Source organism: Pedobacter aquatilis (assembly GCF_030409415.1).
In the GTDB taxonomy this organism is placed as follows: domain Bacteria; phylum Bacteroidota; class Bacteroidia; order Sphingobacteriales; family Sphingobacteriaceae; genus Pedobacter; species Pedobacter aquatilis.
Genome location: NZ_JAUFPW010000035.1, coordinates 17,825 through 36,961 on the forward strand (window position 1 = coordinate 17,825; position 19,137 = coordinate 36,961).

General features: G+C 34.7%; 21 protein-coding genes. 9 read left to right on the top strand and 12 right to left on the bottom strand.

Annotation, left to right across the window (positions count from 1 at the left end; translation table 11 throughout):
• Position 1 precedes the first annotated feature (1 nt).
• The 7 genes from QWY86_RS17095 to QWY86_RS17125 all read left to right on the top strand — a co-directional run bounded on the left by QWY86_RS17095 (position 2) and on the right by QWY86_RS17125 (position 5,778).
• Positions 2 to 2,464: a heme lyase CcmF/NrfE family subunit gene (locus tag QWY86_RS17095; protein WP_290243825.1), complete on the top strand. Its 2,463-nt coding sequence runs from the start codon at positions 2 to 4 to the stop codon at positions 2,462 to 2,464.
• A gap of 2 nt (positions 2,465 to 2,466) precedes the next feature.
• A complete protein-coding gene (locus QWY86_RS17100; RefSeq protein ID WP_290243827.1) occupies positions 2,467 to 3,231 on the top strand; it encodes a Rossmann-like and DUF2520 domain-containing protein in 765 nt (254 codons plus the stop codon).
• A gap of 39 nt (positions 3,232 to 3,270) precedes the next feature.
• Positions 3,271 to 3,603 (top strand): 2Fe-2S iron-sulfur cluster-binding protein, encoded by a 333-nt coding sequence (locus QWY86_RS17105; protein WP_290243828.1) that lies wholly within the window; start codon positions 3,271 to 3,273, stop codon positions 3,601 to 3,603.
• A 137-nt stretch (positions 3,604 to 3,740) separates the two neighbouring features.
• Entirely contained in the window at positions 3,741 to 3,986 is a 246-nt protein-coding gene (gene iscX / locus QWY86_RS17110; protein ID WP_231465537.1) for a Fe-S cluster assembly protein IscX, read from the top strand.
• A 72-nt stretch (positions 3,987 to 4,058) separates the two neighbouring features.
• The gene (locus QWY86_RS17115) at positions 4,059 to 4,586 is read left to right on the top strand and encodes a KdsC family phosphatase (protein ID WP_290243833.1); all 528 of its coding nucleotides are present in this window, start codon (positions 4,059 to 4,061) and stop codon (positions 4,584 to 4,586) included.
• A 160-nt stretch (positions 4,587 to 4,746) separates the two neighbouring features.
• Positions 4,747 to 5,133, top strand: coding sequence for a DUF4890 domain-containing protein (locus tag QWY86_RS17120; RefSeq protein WP_290243835.1), 387 nt, complete (start codon positions 4,747 to 4,749; stop codon positions 5,131 to 5,133).
• 81 nt (positions 5,134 to 5,214) lie between these two features.
• On the top strand, positions 5,215 to 5,778 hold the full coding sequence (locus QWY86_RS17125) for a Maf family protein (RefSeq protein WP_290243837.1): 564 nt from the start codon (positions 5,215 to 5,217) through the stop codon (positions 5,776 to 5,778).
• Between the two features lie 3 nt (positions 5,779 to 5,781).
• On the opposite strand, the gene QWY86_RS17130 is transcribed toward QWY86_RS17125, so the two are convergent.
• From QWY86_RS17130 to QWY86_RS17175, 10 genes are all read right to left on the bottom strand, one after another.
• A complete protein-coding gene (locus tag QWY86_RS17130) occupies positions 5,782 to 6,771 on the bottom strand; it encodes a Ppx/GppA phosphatase family protein (RefSeq protein ID WP_290243838.1) in 990 nt (329 codons plus the stop codon).
• Entirely contained in the window at positions 6,698 to 7,414 is a 717-nt protein-coding gene (locus QWY86_RS17135; RefSeq protein ID WP_290243840.1) for an SDR family NAD(P)-dependent oxidoreductase, read from the bottom strand. Before QWY86_RS17135 ends, QWY86_RS17130 begins: the two co-directional genes overlap by 74 nt.
• A gap of 90 nt (positions 7,415 to 7,504) precedes the next feature.
• Positions 7,505 to 8,842, bottom strand: a complete 1,338-nt coding sequence (locus tag QWY86_RS17140; protein ID WP_290243841.1) for an ABC transporter permease — start codon at positions 8,840 to 8,842, stop codon at positions 7,505 to 7,507.
• Complete coding sequence (locus QWY86_RS17145; RefSeq protein WP_290243843.1) at positions 8,839 to 9,741, bottom strand: ABC transporter ATP-binding protein; 903 nt, start codon at positions 9,739 to 9,741, stop codon at positions 8,839 to 8,841. Before QWY86_RS17145 ends, QWY86_RS17140 begins: the two co-directional genes overlap by 4 nt.
• A gap of 207 nt (positions 9,742 to 9,948) precedes the next feature.
• Entirely contained in the window at positions 9,949 to 11,112 is a 1,164-nt protein-coding gene (gene dnaJ / locus QWY86_RS17150; protein WP_290243845.1) for a molecular chaperone DnaJ, read from the bottom strand.
• A gap of 91 nt (positions 11,113 to 11,203) precedes the next feature.
• Entirely contained in the window at positions 11,204 to 11,785 is a 582-nt protein-coding gene (locus QWY86_RS17155; RefSeq protein WP_290243846.1) for a nucleotide exchange factor GrpE, read from the bottom strand.
• A gap of 193 nt (positions 11,786 to 11,978) precedes the next feature.
• Positions 11,979 to 12,662, bottom strand: a complete 684-nt coding sequence (locus tag QWY86_RS17160; protein ID WP_290243847.1) for a cell division ATP-binding protein FtsE — start codon at positions 12,660 to 12,662, stop codon at positions 11,979 to 11,981.
• A 1-nt stretch (position 12,663) separates the two neighbouring features.
• Positions 12,664 to 12,867 carry a fructose-6-phosphate aldolase gene (locus tag QWY86_RS17165; protein WP_290243849.1) on the bottom strand — a complete coding sequence of 68 codons (204 nt, stop codon included), beginning with the start codon at positions 12,865 to 12,867 and terminating at the stop codon, positions 12,664 to 12,666.
• 52 nt (positions 12,868 to 12,919) lie between these two features.
• The gene (locus QWY86_RS17170; protein WP_290243851.1) at positions 12,920 to 14,821 is read right to left on the bottom strand and encodes a T9SS type B sorting domain-containing protein; all 1,902 of its coding nucleotides are present in this window, start codon (positions 14,819 to 14,821) and stop codon (positions 12,920 to 12,922) included.
• 69 nt (positions 14,822 to 14,890) lie between these two features.
• Positions 14,891 to 15,904 (bottom strand): acyl-CoA reductase, encoded by a 1,014-nt coding sequence (locus tag QWY86_RS17175; protein ID WP_290243852.1) that lies wholly within the window; start codon positions 15,902 to 15,904, stop codon positions 14,891 to 14,893.
• Positions 15,905 to 15,982: 78 nt separating this feature from the next.
• On the opposite strand from QWY86_RS17175, the gene QWY86_RS17180 reads away from it, so the two are divergent.
• Positions 15,983 to 16,333, top strand: coding sequence for a 4Fe-4S dicluster domain-containing protein (locus QWY86_RS17180; RefSeq protein ID WP_290243854.1), 351 nt, complete (start codon positions 15,983 to 15,985; stop codon positions 16,331 to 16,333).
• A 182-nt stretch (positions 16,334 to 16,515) separates the two neighbouring features.
• On the opposite strand, the gene QWY86_RS17185 is transcribed toward QWY86_RS17180, so the two are convergent.
• Positions 16,516 to 16,968, bottom strand: a complete 453-nt coding sequence (locus tag QWY86_RS17185) for a universal stress protein (protein WP_290243856.1) — start codon at positions 16,966 to 16,968, stop codon at positions 16,516 to 16,518.
• A gap of 110 nt (positions 16,969 to 17,078) precedes the next feature.
• Here QWY86_RS17185 and QWY86_RS17190 point away from each other — a divergent pair, with 110 nt between their 5' ends.
• Entirely contained in the window at positions 17,079 to 17,861 is a 783-nt protein-coding gene (locus QWY86_RS17190; protein ID WP_290243858.1) for a C40 family peptidase, read from the top strand.
• A 336-nt stretch (positions 17,862 to 18,197) separates the two neighbouring features.
• On the opposite strand, the gene QWY86_RS17195 is transcribed toward QWY86_RS17190, so the two are convergent.
• Positions 18,198 to 19,097, bottom strand: coding sequence for a WD40 repeat domain-containing protein (locus QWY86_RS17195; RefSeq protein WP_290243860.1), 900 nt, complete (start codon positions 19,095 to 19,097; stop codon positions 18,198 to 18,200).
• Positions 19,098 to 19,137: the final 40 nt, after the last annotated feature.

Here is a 19,137-nt window from a genome sequence, read left to right on the forward strand (position 1 = left end):
AATGGATATTCAATTTGTAGGCGAAAACCTGTTACCGGGTAAAATCGGACAGTTTTTCATTGTGTTGGCTTTTAGTGCATCTTTACTTTCAACAATCGCATATTTTTATGCCAGTCGCGAGAAAAATTTAGAAGATAAATCCTGGAGAAATCTTGGTAGAATTGGATTTTTTATTAACTGGGCCAGCATTATTGGTATTGGTGCTGTATTATTCTACCTGATTCTTGGTCATTATTACGAATACAATTACGTTTACGATCATTCATCAAAACAACTTCCTATATATTATATTGTTTCTGCCTTTTGGGAAGGACAAGAAGGTAGTTTTTGGCTTTGGGCTTTTTGGCAATCGTTATTGGGTGGGCTTTTAATATGGAAAGCTAAAACCTGGGAACGCCCGGTTATGACTGTTGTTGCTTTTTCTCAAGTGTTTTTAACCTCTATGTTACTAGGCGTTGAAATATTTGGCGAGCGCATTGGAAGTTCACCATTTATTCTTTTAAGAGATGCAGTTGACTTAAAATCACAAGGTCCGGTTGTTTTTGCAAATCCAGAAAACTTCAAGAATTATCTAAAATTTATTACAGATGGTAAGGGTTTAAACCCGCTATTACAAAACTATTGGATGGTTATACATCCACCAACTTTATTTTTAGGTTTTGCAAGTATGGTTGTTCCATTTGCTTATGGAATAGCTGCTTTATGGCAAAAAAGATATAAAGAGTGGATTAAACCAGCAATGCCTTGGACACTCTTTGCCGTAATGATTTTGGGGACTGGAATTATTATGGGTTCATTCTGGGCTTATGAAGCATTAAACTTTGGAGGTTTTTGGGCTTGGGATCCTGTAGAAAATGCATCCCTAATTCCATGGTTAACCCTAATTGCTGCTGTGCATGTAATGATTGCATTTAAAAATACTGGACATGCTTATTTCACAGCTATTGCATTGGTTTTTTTAAGTTTCATATTAGTGCTTTATGCATCGTTTTTAACCCGAAGCGGAATTTTAGGCGACACATCGGTTCACTCTTTTACGGATATGGGCATGTTTGGTCACCTTATTTTGTATAATGTTGTTTTTACACTTTTAGCCGTATTTTTAATTGTAAAACGATGGAAGGAACTTCCAATTACAACTAAAGATGAGGAAACCTATTCACGCGAATTTTGGATGTTTGTAGGTGCTTTGATTGTAACAATGGCTTGTATTCAAGTAATTTGTTCTACTTCAGTGCCTGTATTTAATAAAGCTTTCGGTACTAGTTTTGCTCCACCACCAGATGCAATCAAATATTATAATCAGTGGCAAGCGCCGTTTGTTATTATAACGCTTTTAATTTCAGGGTTTTCTCAATATTTAAAATATAAAAGAACAGACCCACGCAAATTTTACAGCAGTTTAGTTTCAGCTATATTGTTTTCGATTGTTATAACAGCAGGATTGGTATATATTACCAGTATTTATATCAATACAATGTACATTCTGATAACTTTCAGTTGCATGTTTGCTATTCTTTCTAATACCAGCATTTTATATCAGGCATTTGCAGGTAAGGCTAAACTGGCTGGTGCAGCAGTAGCTCATATTGGTTTTGCATTACTGATTTTGGGTGCTTTAATTTCTGCAGCAACTAGTAAACCAATATCAATAAATGCAAATAACTTTATTCCGGTTATAGATTTTGAGAAAGTAGAAAAACCGGGAGAGAACATAATTTTATACAAAAATGAGCCTAAACAAATGGGTAAATATACTGTAACTTATGTTAGTGATACTGTTGAGGCTCCAAATACAACCTTTACTTTAAATTTTAAAGTTGTTGATAAAGAAGGTAAGGTAAAAGAAGACTTTAACTTACATCCTCATATTCAGGATAATGAAAAAATGGGACTAATTTCTTCTCCTGACACAAAACATTATTTAACTTATGATGTGTACACGCACATTACAAGTGCAATAAAAAAAGAATCTCATGAGGATCACGAAGGCCATTCTGATGATGAAAATTATAAAGCACCACGTATCATTAAGGTTTCAGAAGGCGATACTATCCATACATCAAGTGGAATTGTAACAGTTAAAGGGTTAAATAATAAGCCTGTTGCTAAAGATTTGGTTTTAACAAAAGATGATTTTGCAGTTGGATTACCTCTAGAAATTAACTCAAGTGGAAAAATTTATAATACCGAGCCAATCTTTTTGATTAAAGGAACTAATACTTTCGATTTTGCACGTAAAGTTGATGAACTGGATTTAAAATTCCGTTTTACCCGTGTTTTACCTGATGAGAAAAAGGTCGAACTTCAGATTTTTGAAAAACCTCAGCAAGCAAAAGACTGGGTTGTATTTAAAGCTATCGAGTTTCCTTACATTAATTTTTATTGGGTGGGTACCATTGTTATGGTTGTTGGTTTCTTGCTTTCAATTTTTAGAAGAAGAAAAGAAGCTAAACTTGCATAAATATGAACATTGTATTATTGGGTTCTGGCAATGTTGCCACTCATTTAGCTAAAGCACTTAAAGCAAAAGGCGAAAATATTCTGCAGGTTTACAGTCAGAATTTAGATAATGCAAAATTTCTTGCCGTTGAAATTGGTGCGGAGGCAATTTGTAACTTTGCGGATTTATCTGTCACAGCAGATTTATACATTATATCAGTAAAAGATGATGCAATTAATGAAGTTGCAGCTCAACTAAAAAACGTTAGCGGCTTGGTTGTGCACACATCTGGAACAACAGGTATTGATGTATTATCAAAGCAGGGTTTAAAGTCTGGTGTTTTTTATCCGTTACAAACCTTTTCAAAAGCTAAGTCTATTTCATTCGATAATATTCCACTCTGTATTGAAGCCGAAACAGAAGCGGATTTAGATACACTGGAAAAATTAGCGAATACCCTATCAAATAAGGTTTATAAATTAGATGGAGAAAAGCGTAAGGTTTTACATTTGGCAGCTGTATTTGCTTGTAATTTTCCAAATCATTTATACGCTCTTGCCGCTAAAATTTTAAATTCAAATCAGCTTGAATTTGATATTTTAAGGCCATTAATTTTCGAAACAGCAGATAAAGTAATGACAAATTTGCCAATCGATGTTCAAACCGGACCTGCGGTTCGTGAGGATCAAAACACTATAAATAAGCATTTAAAGATGCTTATTGACATGCCAGAGCTGCAGGATATTTATCAAACTTTAAGCAACAGCATTAAAATAACACATAAATAGCCTAATTGCGGCTTTTGCTTATTACTTTTGCAAATAATTATGAGCATTTTTAAACTAAAAATAAATTTTGAAGAAGCAGATCACGAGTCGGTAGAATTGCCGATAGCAGCCGGAGAATCTGTTTTAGATGTTTGCCTTGATAATGGTATAGAACTTCAACACAATTGTGGTGGCGTTTGTGGTTGCAGTACTTGCCATGTTTACGTAACCAAAGGCATGGATAATATTGAAGAAATTTCTGATAAGGAAGAAGATTTTATCGATAGAGCCGTTCGCCCAAAAATTACTTCACGATTGGGCTGCCAATGTATTATAATTAATGGCGACATCGAAGTTACAATTCCAGATCAGTCTGGTTTTATGGGGCACTAATTAGGTTGCAGTCTTTAGTCCAGAGGCAGAAGTTTTTGGAGGTAGATATTTTATTATTAACTTCCTCTTTAAACTTTTCAGGTAACATTACAACATTTAAAACATTAAAACTTTGAAACTTTTCAATCTAAGAAAACATGAATAACGATAAATTTGCATTACCTTTTTACTGGAACGATTATGAAGATATCGCAATGTCTTTATATGAAAAGTTTGGCGATGAATTTGGTGAAACTAAAATTTACCGTATTCGTTTCACCGAGCTATTAGAGTGGGTTTTATCATTACCGAATTTCAAAGGCACTCGAGAAGAAAGCAACGAAGGTCACTTGGAGCAAATTCAATCTGCCTGGGTTTACGAATGGAGAGATAATCAAGATTAAGTTATCTGTTAACAGTTTTCTCTGTTACATGTCTAAGCGTAAAAGCAGGAAACTCATAAGTTCTAACCAAATATGTTTCTTCAAAAACTAAGGGAAATTACCACGTTCATTTTTGATGTTGATGGCGTTTTAACCGATGGTTCAGTTCAGGTAATGGATAATGGGCAATCGCTAAGAACCTTCAATATTAAGGATGGTTATGCAATGCAATTAGCTGTTAAGAAAGGCTATAACCTTTGTATTATCTCGGGAGGTGATGGCATTGCGATGGCAAAACGTTTTTCCAACCTTGGAATAAAGGATGTTTTTTTAGCAGCTGGAGACAAAGTTGAAATATTTAATCAATATTTAATTGATAAAAATATTTCGGCAGATGCGGTGCTTTACATGGGCGATGATATTCCTGATTTACAAGTAATGCAATTGGTTGGTTTGCCAACCTGTCCTGCTGATGCGGTAGAGGAAATTAAAGCAATTTCTACCTTCATTTCTCCATATAATGGAGGTAAAACCGCTGTGCGAGATATTATCGAAAAAGTAATGAAAGTACAAGGTAAATGGAGTGATGCGAATCCACTTGCAGTCGATTCTGGAAAATAATTATTCTTACATTTTATCTTCTTGAAATTCTTTGGTCTGTGTCTCTGCAAACCGAAATCTATAATTTTCTTTATTCGCAACAATTAAGTTACATCTGCTGGTTAAACTTTTGATTATTGGGATACTCCAATAAGTCTAAATTCAACTAAAAACAAATAAGATGAAAAAATTAATGATGATTTGCGCTTTGTTATTCTCTGTAATAACTTATGCAAATGCGCAGCAAGGTGGCGGTCGTATGGGTGGAACACCAGAAGAGCGTGCTAAAAGAAGCACCGATATGCTTGCAGAAAAATTAAAACTTAGCGATGAGCAGAAGACCAAAGTCTTGGCAATCTATACTGCTCAGGGTGCAGAAATGACCAAAGCAAGGGAAGCAGCAGGTGGAGACATGTCTGGTATGAGAGAGAAAATGATGAAAATGAACGAAGAAACCAATACCAAAATTGATGCTGTTTTAACTGCAGAACAAAAACCTACATTTAAAGCATGGCTAGATGAACGTAAAAAAGCTATGGAAGCCCGTATGCAAGGTGGTGGTCAATAGTAATTTTGAAAAACATTAAATAAGAAAAGCGGCTTTGGGTCGCTTTTCTTATTTTAGCTGCATATATATATATTGTTGAAAATGCTTCAAAACCTACAAATTATACTGGCATCAAAATCGCCCCGCCGACAAGAATTATTAAAACTTATGGGTTTAAACTTTACGGTAGAACTTAAAGATGTTGATGAAAGTTATCCAGAAGGTTTAAAACCTGAGGAAATTGCCGTTTACATTTCCGAGCAAAAGGCAAAAGCGTTTAAATTTGATCACGAAATTGTAATAACGGCCGATACAATTGTAGCGTTGAAAGGAGAGATTTTAGGTAAACCAAGGGATAAAGTACATGCTCAGGAAATGTTAGCTAAGTTATCTGGAAATAAACACGAGGTTTACACAGGTGTAACTATCGCGAAAGGAGCTAAAATTTTATCATTTTATGATAAAACAGAAGTTGAATGTAGAAAAGTTAGTGGGGCTGAAATTGATTTTTATATTGATAATTTCCAACCGTATGATAAGGCAGGGAGTTATGGTGTGCAAGATTGGTGGGGATTAGTTGTTGTAGAAAAAATGAACGGTTCTTATACAAATGTGATGGGGTTGCCTACCGAAAAACTGTATAAGGAGTTGCTTAAGTTTATTTGAGAGTTATAGCATAGAAGCTAAAACACCCATTTTTAAATCGTAGGTAGATAATTTTAATTCATTTATTTTTAATCTGCCCATAACATAATTTGTTATTAATGCAGCGATAACAATCATGTCTACACGAAGTGGAATAATACCCTGCATTTCTGCTCTTTGTTGATGCGTACTGTTGATTATTTTAAGTGTTGTATGGATATAATCTTCATAATTAAAATCGTAAGTTGTAAGCCTGCTGATTGATTTATCTTGCTTGTTTTTTAGGTTGACCAGTTCTGCAAAGGTTTCGAAAGCACCTGCAGAACCAATTAATGTTTTTGGTTGGTGCTGCTCGCAAATTTCAAATAATTCAGTTAGTTGGTTTTGAACATGATGAAGGATAGAGTTCTTATCATCATCAGATATTGGATCTGATTTAAAGAATTGCTGGAGTAATCGGGCTGCTCCAATGTTGTAACTTTTTTTCCAGATTAAAGATTCTGTATTGCAAAGAATAAATTCAATACTACCCCCACCAATATCCATTATTAACGATAAGTTTTTAATTGCACCGCTAAGTTTTACGCCTTCATAAATTAATCTTGCTTCATCATCACCAGAAATAATTTCTATATCTATTAAGGCTTCGGTTTTTACAGCAGCTACAAAATTTTTTCCGTTACTGGCACTCCTAACAGCCGAAGTTGCAGTAGCTCTTATTTTATCAACCCTAAATTCATCTATTGTTTTACGGAAATCTTTTAAGGCATCTATGCCTCTTTGAAATGCATCAGGAATGATAATGTTTTCATTTATCCTACCTTCGCCTAATTTTACAGGTACATTTGTTTTATAAAGCAACTCAAATTTTCCGTTTAAGTTTTCTGCAATTATTAAATGAAATGTGTTTGTACCTAAATCGATTACAGCAAAGCGCATATTATACTTTTTTATATAAATATCGTGGTATTGCTTTAAATAACCATGCAAATAATCGCCATCTTTTGCTAACATAAATTACATTGGCCTTATTTTCTATGCCTTCGATAATTTGTTTAGCTGCTTTAGCAACAGGCGTTACCCAAAATAATTTATCTCCCTTAGCCATGGCTGTATCAACATAACCTGGTCTAACATCTAAAATATGAATTGGCAGTTTCATTTGGTAAGCCTTTCTATAAAGGGCTTCCATATAATTTATTTGGTAGGATTTTGACGCATTATAAGCCGGAGCAATATCATTTCCTCTTAAGCCTGCAACAGAAGTTATGGCAACAATTTGCCCATACTTTTGGGTTGATATATAATTCCATGCCCAATTAATAACATTTGTAAATGACATCACGTTGGTACGGATGGTGTTTTGCTCAATAACGTTATTTAGTTGTTCATTAACATCGCCAATACCAGCACAATAAATAAATATATCAACGCCACCTAATCGTGCAACTAATTCATTTAAGTTATCCAGTAAATTTTCTTCATCATTGATGTTAAAACAGGAGGTGCAAATTTTATCAGGATTACTTTTTTCAATGTCGTTCAATAATAATTGTCTTTTACCTGAGATTCCAACCTGATAATTTAGCGCTGCCATTTGTTTAGCCAATTGCTCGCCAATACCAGATGTTGCTCCAATGATGATAACCTTGTTCACAAAATAATTATTTCAGTGCTATAAAGTTAAAATGAAATTAAAATTATTCCTTGTATGTTTATGTCGATGCGATTATAGAATACTCCTACATTAGTTTTTATACCAAAACCACTTAAAAACCTCTTTAATACTTGCTTTTTTTCCATACATAAGAATACCTACACGATAAATTCTGGCGGCGAACCAAACTGTGCCAATAAAGCCAATTACCAGTATTCCCATCGATAGGGCGAGTTCCCACGTTGGAACACCATATGGCAGCCTTACAGCCATTGCAATAGGGGAGGTAAACGGAATCATTGATAGCCAAAATGCAATACTTCCGTATGGGTCGTTCGTTACAACGCTTAATGATAATGCGTAGCCAACAAGCAATGGCATCATTACTGGCATCATAAACTGTTGTGTTTCTGTTTCACTATCAACAGCGGAGCCTATTGCAGCGTAAAGTGCGCTGTAGAAAAGGTATCCACCTAAAAAGTAAAAAATAAAAATGCTTATAATTTTACCAAGTTCTAAGTTTTGAATACTTTCCTGAATATTGCCGATTGGCCCATCACTTAAGGCTACTTTTTGTAATTGCTGTGAAGATGGGTTTGACGAACTTACCTGACTGCTTGATACAATTTTTTTAGCATCATCTTTACTTATAAAAATGCCAACGGCCAATGCCGATATTGAAAAAGTGAGCACAATCCAAAGTAAAAATTGAGTTAAGCCAACCAAGGCAATCCCGATAATTTTACCCAGCATTAGTTGAAAAGGTTTAACAGAAGAAATCATTACTTCTATTATCCGACTGGTTTTTTCTTCGATAACGCCACGCATTACTTGCACACCATAAAGCATAATGAACATAAACATAAGCACACCCGCAACAAAAGCAATTATTGTACTTGCACCTGCACTACTGCTTTCTTCTTCGCCTTTATCACCAATTTTTTTAGTCTTAATACTGATGTTGCTCTTCAGGTTATCTAAATCTTTTTGAGAAATACCAGAACGTTTTAGTTTATAATCACGAATTAAATCTTCTATCGAATCTGATATTCTTCCATCGAGTGTTAATCCAGCTTGTTTTTTGCCGATTAGTTCTATGCCTTTTGGCTCCTCAATGTTAAAGTCGGGGAGTAATAGAATATAATCGTAACCACTTTTATTGAGGTTTTGCTTCAACTTTTCAAAAGGCTCATTTACATACTCGTAGGTTACATTTTTATTTGATGCGAGCTGTTCTATTAAGGTTTTATTTTGATTTACAACAGCAATTTTATCGGTTTTATCATTAATTCCCTTAATAGAAAAATAAATAATCAAACCATAAAAACCAGCAATAATAAGCGGCGTTAAAAAAGTCATTATAATAAACGATTTCTTTTTAACCCTCGATAGATATTCTCTTTTTATAATGAGTAATGTTTTGTTCATCGTTTAGTTTTTACGCGTTCAATAAAAATATCGTTCATACTTGGTACAACTTCTTCCAAATGAGTTATACTCACTTTTGGAAGCATTAAACCTAAAACATCATTAGCTGTATAGCTATCTTTTAGTTTAAATTTAAGGCGTGTTCCGTTTTTGGTTTCATGCCTTTCTTGAATTTCAAATAGGCTATTATTGCCAAAATCTTCATTGCCACTAAATTCGACTGTGTAAGTATTGTTTCTGTAAGATGATTTAATTTCATCTACACTTCCATCCAATATTTTTTTAGATTTATCAATCAATGCAATGTTATCGCACAGTTCTTCTACACTTTCCATTCTATGTGTAGAAAATATGAAAGTGGTTCCTTTAGCGTTTAATTCTAGTATTTCGTTTTTTATTAAATCAGCATTTACAGGGTCAAATCCGGAGAATGGCTCATCTAAAATTATAAGTTCGGGATTGTGCAGTATTGTTGCCACGAATTGAACTTTTTGCTGCATGCCTTTGCTTAAATCCTCAACCTTTTTATTCCACCAACTTCCCATATCTAATTTTTCAAACCAAAATTTAATACGTTTAGTAGCTTCGGTGGTAGTTAAGCCTTTAAGTTTGGATAAATAAAGAACCTGCTCGCCAATTTCCATTTTCTTATATAAGCCCCGTTCTTCTGGTAAGTAACCAATTTGATTAATATGGCTTGAACTTAATTTTTTACCATTAAAAATTACACTTCCACTATCTGGAGCAGTAATTTGCGTAATAATTCTTATTAATGATGTCTTTCCGGCACCGTTCGGACCAAGCAAACCGAAAATCTTTCCTTGTTCTACTTCAAGACTTACATCATCTAACGCGATATGGTTTGAATATTTTTTAACGATATTTTTTACACTCAGCATTACAGTTTAATGTTTAGTTAACTATTAGTCGGTAAAATTTAACAAAGGTTACAGCGTGATATAGAATTATTACACTTGAACCTATGTTTTTAGGAAACTATATCGAACACAACCTAACTGAAATAAATAGGTAATCGCCAATATGAGTAATCAAAAAAGCCGATACTTTTAGTTAAGTATCGGCTTCGTTTTTTTTATTGATTAATTTTACTCAAAGTATTCTTTCATTCTATCGAAGAAACTTTTTTCGTTTTTACCTGGTTGAGGTTTAAAGTTTGCAGAATCTCTTAGTTTTTCTAACATACTTCTTTCTTCGCTACTTAACGCTTTAGGCGTCCACACGTTTATGTGAATAATTTCATCGCCTCTGTGATAAGAATTTACCTCAGGTAAACCTTTTCCTTTTAAGCGTAATAATTTTCCGCTTTGTGTACCAGGTTCTATTTTAATTTTTGCTTTACCATCAATAGTTGGAACTTCAATGCTCATTCCTAAAGCTGCATCAACAAAACTTAAATGTAAATCGTAAACAATATTATTGCCCTCGCGTTTTAAAGTTTCGTGCTGGCTTTCTTCAATTAAGATAATCAAATCACCCGGAATACCGCCATTTGGAGCTGCATTTCCTTTTCCGCTCATGCTTAATTGCATACCTTCACTAACACCTGCAGGAATGTTAATTGTAATGGTTTCTTCGCCACGTACAACACCATCGCCATGGCAAACATTACATTTTGCAGTAATTTGTTGTCCACTACCGTTGCAAGTAGGGCAGGTAGATGCTGTTTGCATTTGCCCTAAAATGGTATTGGTTACTCTGCGAACTTGTCCGCTACCACCGCAAGTACCACAAGTACTTACAGAAGATTTGTCTTTTGCTCCTGTACCATCACAAGTTTTACAAGAAATTAACTTGTTAACTTTAATCTTTTTCTCAGCACCATGTGCAATTTCTTCTAAAGTAAGTTTTACCTTAATACGAAGATTTGAGCCTTTTGCAACTCTGCGTCCGCCACGTTGCTGACCTCCACCACCGCCGCCGAAGAAACTTTCAAATGGATTGTGACCGCCAAAAATATCGCCAAACTGACTGAATATATCGTCCATATTCATATTGCCGCCACCGTAACCACCAGATGCACTGCTGCCTACACCAGCATGACCAAATTGATCATAGCGTTGTTTTTTTTCAGCATTACTTAATACTTCATAAGCTTCTGCTGCTTCCTTAAACATATCTTCGGCACTTTTATCGCCAGGATTTTTATCCGGGTGATATTTAATTGCCATTTTACGATAAGCTTTCTTTATCTCGTCTGCCGAGGCGCTATTGGATACGCCAAGTACATCATAATAGTCTCTTTTACTCATTTTTATTTTTAAAATGATTGAATTTTGAATGATTGAATTAGAGAATGTGTCAAACATTCAATCACTCACTCATTTTATCATTCACTAATTTTTATGCTCCAACTACAACTTTAGCAAAGCGAATAACAGAATCGTTTAAAGTATATCCTTTTTCAACTTCATCTATTACTTTACCTTTTAACTCTTCAGTTGGTGCGGGAATATTGGTAATTGCTTCGTGGAAATCTGTATCAAACTCTTTATTAATGCTTTCTAAATCTTTTAAACCTTTTTGCGACAAAGTATTTTTTAATTTATTGCTAACCAATAAAATACCTTGTTTAACTGGCGCAACTTCAGTTGCAGTATCCATAGCTTTTAAAGCACGGTCAAAATCATCCAAAACAGGTAAAAGTGAAACAATTACATCTTTACCAGCAGTTTGTAATAACTCTACGCGTTCTTTCTGAGTACGGCGCTTATAATTGTCAAACTCTGCATATAAGCGTAAATATTTATCGTTAAGTTGTTGAACTTCAGCTTGAAGTTTTTCTTCAGCAGTTTGCTCTTCTACCTGTTCTATGCTTTCTTGCGCATCAGCGTTGGCTACATTTTCTGGAGTAGTGTTTTCTGATGTATTTTCAGTATTCATTATATTTTCTTCTGTATCGTTATTTTTCTTCTTATTAAACATAATTTGAGGCTGAATTTTTTTGACTAATACACAACTATTTTGCCATTAACGCAAATCAGCCAAGCTGACAGATTTATTGTTAATTATCTGATCAGATTGGCTGATTGACTGACATGGAATTTTAGAATTTAGATTTACGATTTTTGATTGGCACGACTAATTCGAAAATCGTACTTCGTAGATTGTAATTCTGTTAAGCGATTTGAGCATCTTCTAAAACCACACCGTTTTCACATTTAATGATTCTTGATGGAAATGTTCTAATGATGTGATAATCGTGGGTTGCCATTAAGACAGCTGTACCATTTTGGCTAATCTGCTTTAATAGCGTTACAATTTCTTCTGATGTTTCTGGGTCTAAATTCCCTGTAGGTTCATCAGCAAGAATAATTTCAGGGTCGTTAAGTAAGGCCCTTGCTATTACAATACGTTGTTGTTCTCCACCAGAAATTTCATGTGGCATTTTCTTTATTTTAGAACGTAAACCCACTTTATCTAAAACATCTTTTATGCGCTCATTAATTAAATTTTGGTCTTTCCAGCCGGTCGCCTTAAGCACAAATTCTAAGTTTTTTTCTATAGTTCTGTCCGTTAGCAATTGAAAATCCTGAAAAACAACTCCTAATTTTCTACGTAGAAAAGGAACCTGATTTTCAGTTAGGTTTTTAAGATCGAAGCCTGCTATGTTGCCGTTACCATTACCAATATGTAAATCTCCGTACAAAATTTTAAGTAAACTACTCTTGCCAGAACCTGTTTGTCCAATTAGGAAAACAAACTCATCCTTCTCTATATGTAAATTTACGTTTGATAATACTAAGTGTTTTTGTTGAAAAACATCAACATTATTTAAATGAATTACTGCGTTGCCTGCCATTTTATATTTCTAATTTAGCCATCTGCCCAAAAGGTAAATCTTTTACCTTTTCCATTATGTATTCTAATTTATCACCCAAACCTAACTTATCTAAAGATTTATCTGGTCTATCAACTCTAAAATATGCCAACAAAGTAAATTTATCATCTCTTAGCTGTACATAGTCTGGAATTTTGGCGATGCCTTTTACTTTAAGGATATACATTGTGTTCAAAAATAGCATTTCAAAATGATAAGCGAAAGGAAGCCGCCTGTTTTTATCTAACAATGAAAACCCAACCAGAAAATATTGGAAAATCTTCGTTAAGATAGATGGTGTAGTAATATGTTGCTGATGGTAAATCTTTTCCTTGAGTTTTGCCATCCCAAGGGATGTAAATGCCATTGTTTTCGTAAACCAGGTTGCCATATCTATTAGTCACCTTAATTTTTGCATCAGGGAAAGCATCAATAGCAGGAATTATCCAATTATCGTTAACACCATCACCATTGGGTGAAAAAGAATTTGCTATAATAATTTTCGGATAAACTTTTATAAAAACTTCATCAGCGCTGCTTAAACAACCAGAATTTGATTCTGCATGGAGCGTGTAAGTAATATCTACAGGAGGTGTTGCAATTGGGTTAAGCTTTGTTGGGTCGTCAAGATAATCTGAAGGTGTCCAAAAATACCTCACATTATCTCCAGTAACTTTTCCGTTCAGCACAACAGACTTTCCTTCTAAAGTTTTTAAATCATTTCCGGCATCTGCAATTGCATTTTTGATTATATTAACTGCTAAAGTTGCCGTGGCAGAACAATTTCCATTTGAAACAGTTACGGTATAAACAGTACTTTCTTTAGGATTGGCTATTGGATTTGCAATATTAGGATTAGACAACCCATCTACAGGAAACCATTTATAGCTTACACCACCAGATGCTTCTAGTTGTATAGGTTGGCTCTCGCAAGTATAAACTGAATTTAAGTTTATAGAAATTTCAATTGGCTCTATAATTTTTACGTCAGTTGAGGATATGCTTGTGCACCCATTGCTTGTTGCCGCGACTGTATAAGTGCCAGAAGCCTCTAGTTGGACGTTTGTTAAAACAGGATCCTTTTCAGTAGAAGTGAAGCCATTCGGTCCGGTCCATAAAAAAGTTGTACCCTCGCTAGCCGAAAGCTGGATCGAACCACCAACACAGGCTGCTCCATTATTACTGGCAACAGTATTTATCGTCGGATTAATGGTGATAATTAAAGGTGCAGAAGCAACTCTGCAATTTAAGGAACCAATATTTTGTCTTTCGGCAGCAGTTAACCGATAACTGTAAGTTCCGCTTGAAAAATTTGTTAGGTTAACATTTGTTTGCAATGAATTTTCTCCCTGAATATCATTCCAAGTTGTTCCATCATATTTTTGCCATTGATAAGCTGGATCTGAATAGCCTGCTGTAAGGCCGGCGCTTAATGCATAGTTTCCTGAACTGCCTTCGCAAACTGAAATATTTGAAGATGTATTATTAATAGAAGAGGTTATTGTTGGTCCACAAGCTCTAAAAGTAATATCATCTAAAGCAATATCATTGCCGGCGCCTCTATTGCCATTATTTGTGATTTTTAAAATTACTTCGGTATCATTTCCAGTTTTAAATATCGTTGCATATTGTTTCCATTCTGGAGAACTCGTTTCTTCGATATTGCCTGTGTTGTAGCTGTGTAATATATCTCCAGCACGGTTTTCGATAGTGAAAGTAACATTAGGCTTTGTTTGAGTAGAGGTATAATTTAAAATGTTAACTATCCAGGCGGCAAATTCGTAGGTTGTTCCAGGGCATAAATTTGTTATAGTTGCTTCGTAGAAAACACCCAAGCGATTATCTGCATTTATAACCATCATGTAGCCATTTGTATCTCCCGGAGTATGGTCTTCAATTGCAAACCATCCACCGTTTAATCCCCTTGTAGAATTTGCAACGGTGTATTGCCCATCGTTGGGCGAACCTGCAATGTAGGCGTATCCTGTTGAAGGCACAACAGGACCGAAGTTATTTCCAGAGCCAAAGTTTATATTAATTACAGGATCACCAAGCGAGCCAATACATACCTGTTGAGTAAATGCTGTTGTACAACTAAATATTAAGAAAATAAAGAGGAACGACTTAAGACATTTTTGCATTAATTTGGAGCATTTTGGATGCAATATGTTAATAAATTTCGAAATGATTGTTGTTTGCTAAATAAATGCTTATAAAGCATTTAAAAAATCTATAGTATTTACATTATCTGCATAATCCCAAATTTTTGGGTGCTGACTTTCGCCAAGAGCAAAATGTTTTAATTGTAAATCTGCAGCCGTAATTATGCATTGAATATTTTCTTCTAGCTCTACAAGTTTAGTTTCTACATCATTTAGGTTTTCATATTCTTCGTAAAATAAAACAGCCAAAGGCGATGTAAGGCTTTCGTCCTCTTTCAATAACAAAAAACCATTATCAAAGTGTTTAGCTGCATTTACCAAGTAAATTGATTTGTTGTAATCGTAATTATTCTGGTATTTGAAATGATTAATTACAGGTAAAAAATGCTCAATACCTTGATAAAAATTGGCAATATCATATCCCTTTGGGAAATATATTTTAGAAACATTCCTACAACCTAAACCAAAATAATCAAAAACATCGTTTCCTAAACTTGCAATTTGTTCTTTAGTTTCTGAGCCTGTTAACACAGCAACGCTATTTCGGTTTTTTCTGATGATGTTTGGCACTTTGCTAAAATAATAATCGAAATAACGTGATGAATTATTACTTCCGGTCGCAATAACGGCATCAAAATCTTTTAATCTTTCTACATATTCAATTTTATGGTGAAATGCAGGTTCAATATCCATCAATATTTTTATTACGGCTTTAATTAATTTATTATCAGATGATGAAAGCTTAATCACCGCAATATTTCCGGTTGCCAAAACGGCCAAAACATCATGTAAACCAACCATTGGAATGTTTCCAGCCAGGATTAAACCCACTTTTTTAGGCCTCGAACTAAATTTTACGGCCTCAAACCATTTATCAATATCTTGTTCTTCAAGCATTTTAGCAAAAGATAAGACAGACTTTTTAATGTTGCCATTAGTAAACCACGGATTACTTGCTTCGGCAGCATACATTTCACTTTCTAAAACGTCAGTCGGATTTTTAAGCTTTTCTCCAAGTTTTTTAAATGCGATTATTACCTTTTTCTGAGTTAAAACTGACATATTTAGAATTATTATTAATTGATTATATCTTATATTTGCAGCGCAAAGGTAAACTAAGCAAAAGAATTAGACGAAGACATGGCGATTAAAATAACTGATGAGTGTATAAATTGTGGGGCTTGCGAACCAGAATGCCCAAATAATGCAATTTACGATGCCGGTACTGCATGGCGTTTTTCTGACGGAACGAATTTAGATGGTATAATTGATTTTGGTAATCAACAAATAGATGCCGGAGCATCTCAGGAAGCAGTTTCTGATGAGGTTTATTATATTGTTTCTGATAAATGTACTGAGTGTAAAGGTTTTCACGATGAACCACAATGTGCGGCTGTTTGTCCGGTAGATTGTTGCGTAGATGATGAAGATATTCGTGAAACCGAAGAAGAATTATTAGCAAAAAAAGCTTGGTTACACCAGGAGAATTAAGATTTATAGATTTACGATTTTAGATTTATAAAAAAAGCGCTTAATTGTTAAGCGCTTTTTTTTATCAGATTTTTTGGAATTTTTAAGATTTTAAAGATTTCAGTTCATAACTTTTCCCGGCTACAACAAATTTCATAGTTCTAAGTCTTCTTTCTTAATGAACCAATGAACCAATGAACCAACTAACCAATCTCTGCTTTATTTGGAATAATTAAAACCGGACAAGCTGATTTTCGGGCTACGTGTTCTGCAACACTCCCCATCAGAAAATGGTATAAACCCGTTCTGCCGTAAGTACCGATAACAATCAAATCAGAACCCCATTCATCAGATTGTTGAATAATTCCATGTGCTGCGGTGTCAACCACACTTAAATAATCAGTTTTTATGCCATTACCAAATTTAGTTTCAATTTCTTGTAATAAAATGTGGCTGTTTTCTTCGCTGTTATCGTAAGTTTCTAAAAATACTGGCGCTAAGGTTAAATCTGGATTTACATTCGCTGGTATTGGCTCTATGATATTCACCAGTGCTACTTCCGCACCAAATTTCTCAGCAATGTCATAACCTGCTTTTGCAGCTTTTTCTGAACAAGTGCTATTATCTACAGCAATTAATATTTTCTTAAAGTTCATGGTGAGCAGATTTAAATATTATCATCATAAAAATAACAAATTTGCAGGCAAAATGTTAGTGGCTCAATGTTATTTATTAGTTTTACTTCATCTTTCAATATGATAGTTAAATGGAAAATCAATACGGTATTTGTAGAGTTGCAGTTGCTCCATTAAGAGCAGAACCATCTGATAAAGCAGAAATTGTTTCGCAATTGCTGTTTGGTGAGCACATTGAAATTATTGAGAAAGCAGAACGGTGGTGGCTGATTCAAAACGGCTATGATGGTTACCAGGGTTGGATAGATTTCAGGCAATTGGCGCCAATTTCTCAATCTCAGTTTGTAGAAATGCATGATTGCAAAACGCTTACCCCGTTAAATTTCAATAACGTTTTAACTGCTGAGGATGGTAGTTTGTATCATTTAAGCCCGGCGAGTAATTTGCCATATTTAGCAGATGGATATTGCTACGTTGGCAACGAAAAATTTAAACTCGGTTTCGATGCGCATATTAGCACTGATGCAGATTTTAAGACAGATATTGAATCAACTGCTAGGTTTTTTCAAAACGTTCCATATTTATGGGGTGGCAGAAACATTTTTGGTTTAGATTGCTCAGGTTTTGTGCAAACCGTTTTTAAGCTTTTAAATATTAAGCTTAATCGCGATGCATCGCAGCAAGCTGAACAGGGAGAATTAGTTGGTTTTTTAGCAGAAGTTAAACCTGGTGATGTTGCATTTTTCGATAATGCTGAAGGGAAAATTACCCATGTTGGTATCATGCTAAGTTCTAATGAAATTATTCATTCATCAGCGAAGGTTAAGATAGACCCAATTGATGACCAAGGAATTTTTAATAGAGAATTAGGAGTTTATAGCCATAAGCTTAGAATTATAAAGCGTTTCGTGTAGTATTGCTTCAAAAATTATGAAAATTAGAAGCGCAGGTTTCTGTTAAAAATTTACGGCAATCCCGCCAATACTACAATCTTTTGGCACACAGTATTGCAATTTTGAATGTTATTGCTGCCAAAAGTATTTCCGTGTATATCGGGGCTATTTTACGTTTTGCATTGCTTTTGGGTAGGTTTTGAAACACCGTTCTTTGTACCTAAACCCGATAGAGCCAAATAGCCCGGAGTGAAGTACAGCCTGTCCCGATTTCTCGGGAAGCGAGGACTATAGGCGAAAGCGGGACTGCTGTAAGCGATGAAAATACTACACGTTCATTTTCAAAAAAAGAAAAACTTAGTCTTCCATTTCCCAAACCATAACTTGTCTGTCATCGCCCGTAGAAATTAGAAACTTACCATTATTGCTCCACAAAATTTTATTGATGGAATGCGTGTGGCCAGTTCCTGCCTTTTCTAAACTTAAAATTTTATACAGTTTAAAGTTTTCTGCATCCCAAATTTTAATGCTTTTATCTTGACTGCTTGTTGCGAAATAGGGTAGGGTTGGATGAAAGGCGATATCATAAACGGTAAACATGTGCGCTGGAATGTTTTGTAGTAACTCATAATTTGGTACATTCCAAGTTTTTAATTGCGCATCTCTACTGCCAGAAATTAAATATTTTCCATCGGGATGGTAAGCCAAAGAAGTTATGGGTAAAGTATGACTATCTAAATTTTGCTTTAAACTGTAATCAGAAAGATTGTAAATTTTAATCAAATGGTCTTTGCAGCCAAATGCAACTTCGGCTTCATCAGGAGAAATCGCAATCGCCCGAACTGTATCGTAGGCTGCCTGAAAACGATAAATTTCTGAAAAATCGTTAAGCGACCAAACGGCAACTGTTCCATCTTCGCCAGTAGTTAAAAGTTCGTTTTTGCTCTTTATGGTTTGAATATTGAAAATTGGTTTGGTATGGGCATTTATTCTTGCGATAACTTTTTCTTCGCCTAAATCATAAACACTAAAAGCACCACTTCTTTCGCCAATAAAAAGCTTTTCGTTATAGTAATGTATATAGTAAACAGAGCTTTGTACAGGCATTTTTACCTTAACAAAAGCCATCGTTTCCAACGACCATTCTACAACGCCTTTATCGTTTCCAGCACTAAAGAATATGTTCTTATCTGCCGAATTGGCTAAAGCATAAACAGGATTTTGATGACCAGAAAGTGTTTTTAAATGTTTAAGCATGAATAAGTTTTGTACTGCTTTCTTAAAAAATTACTGTTTA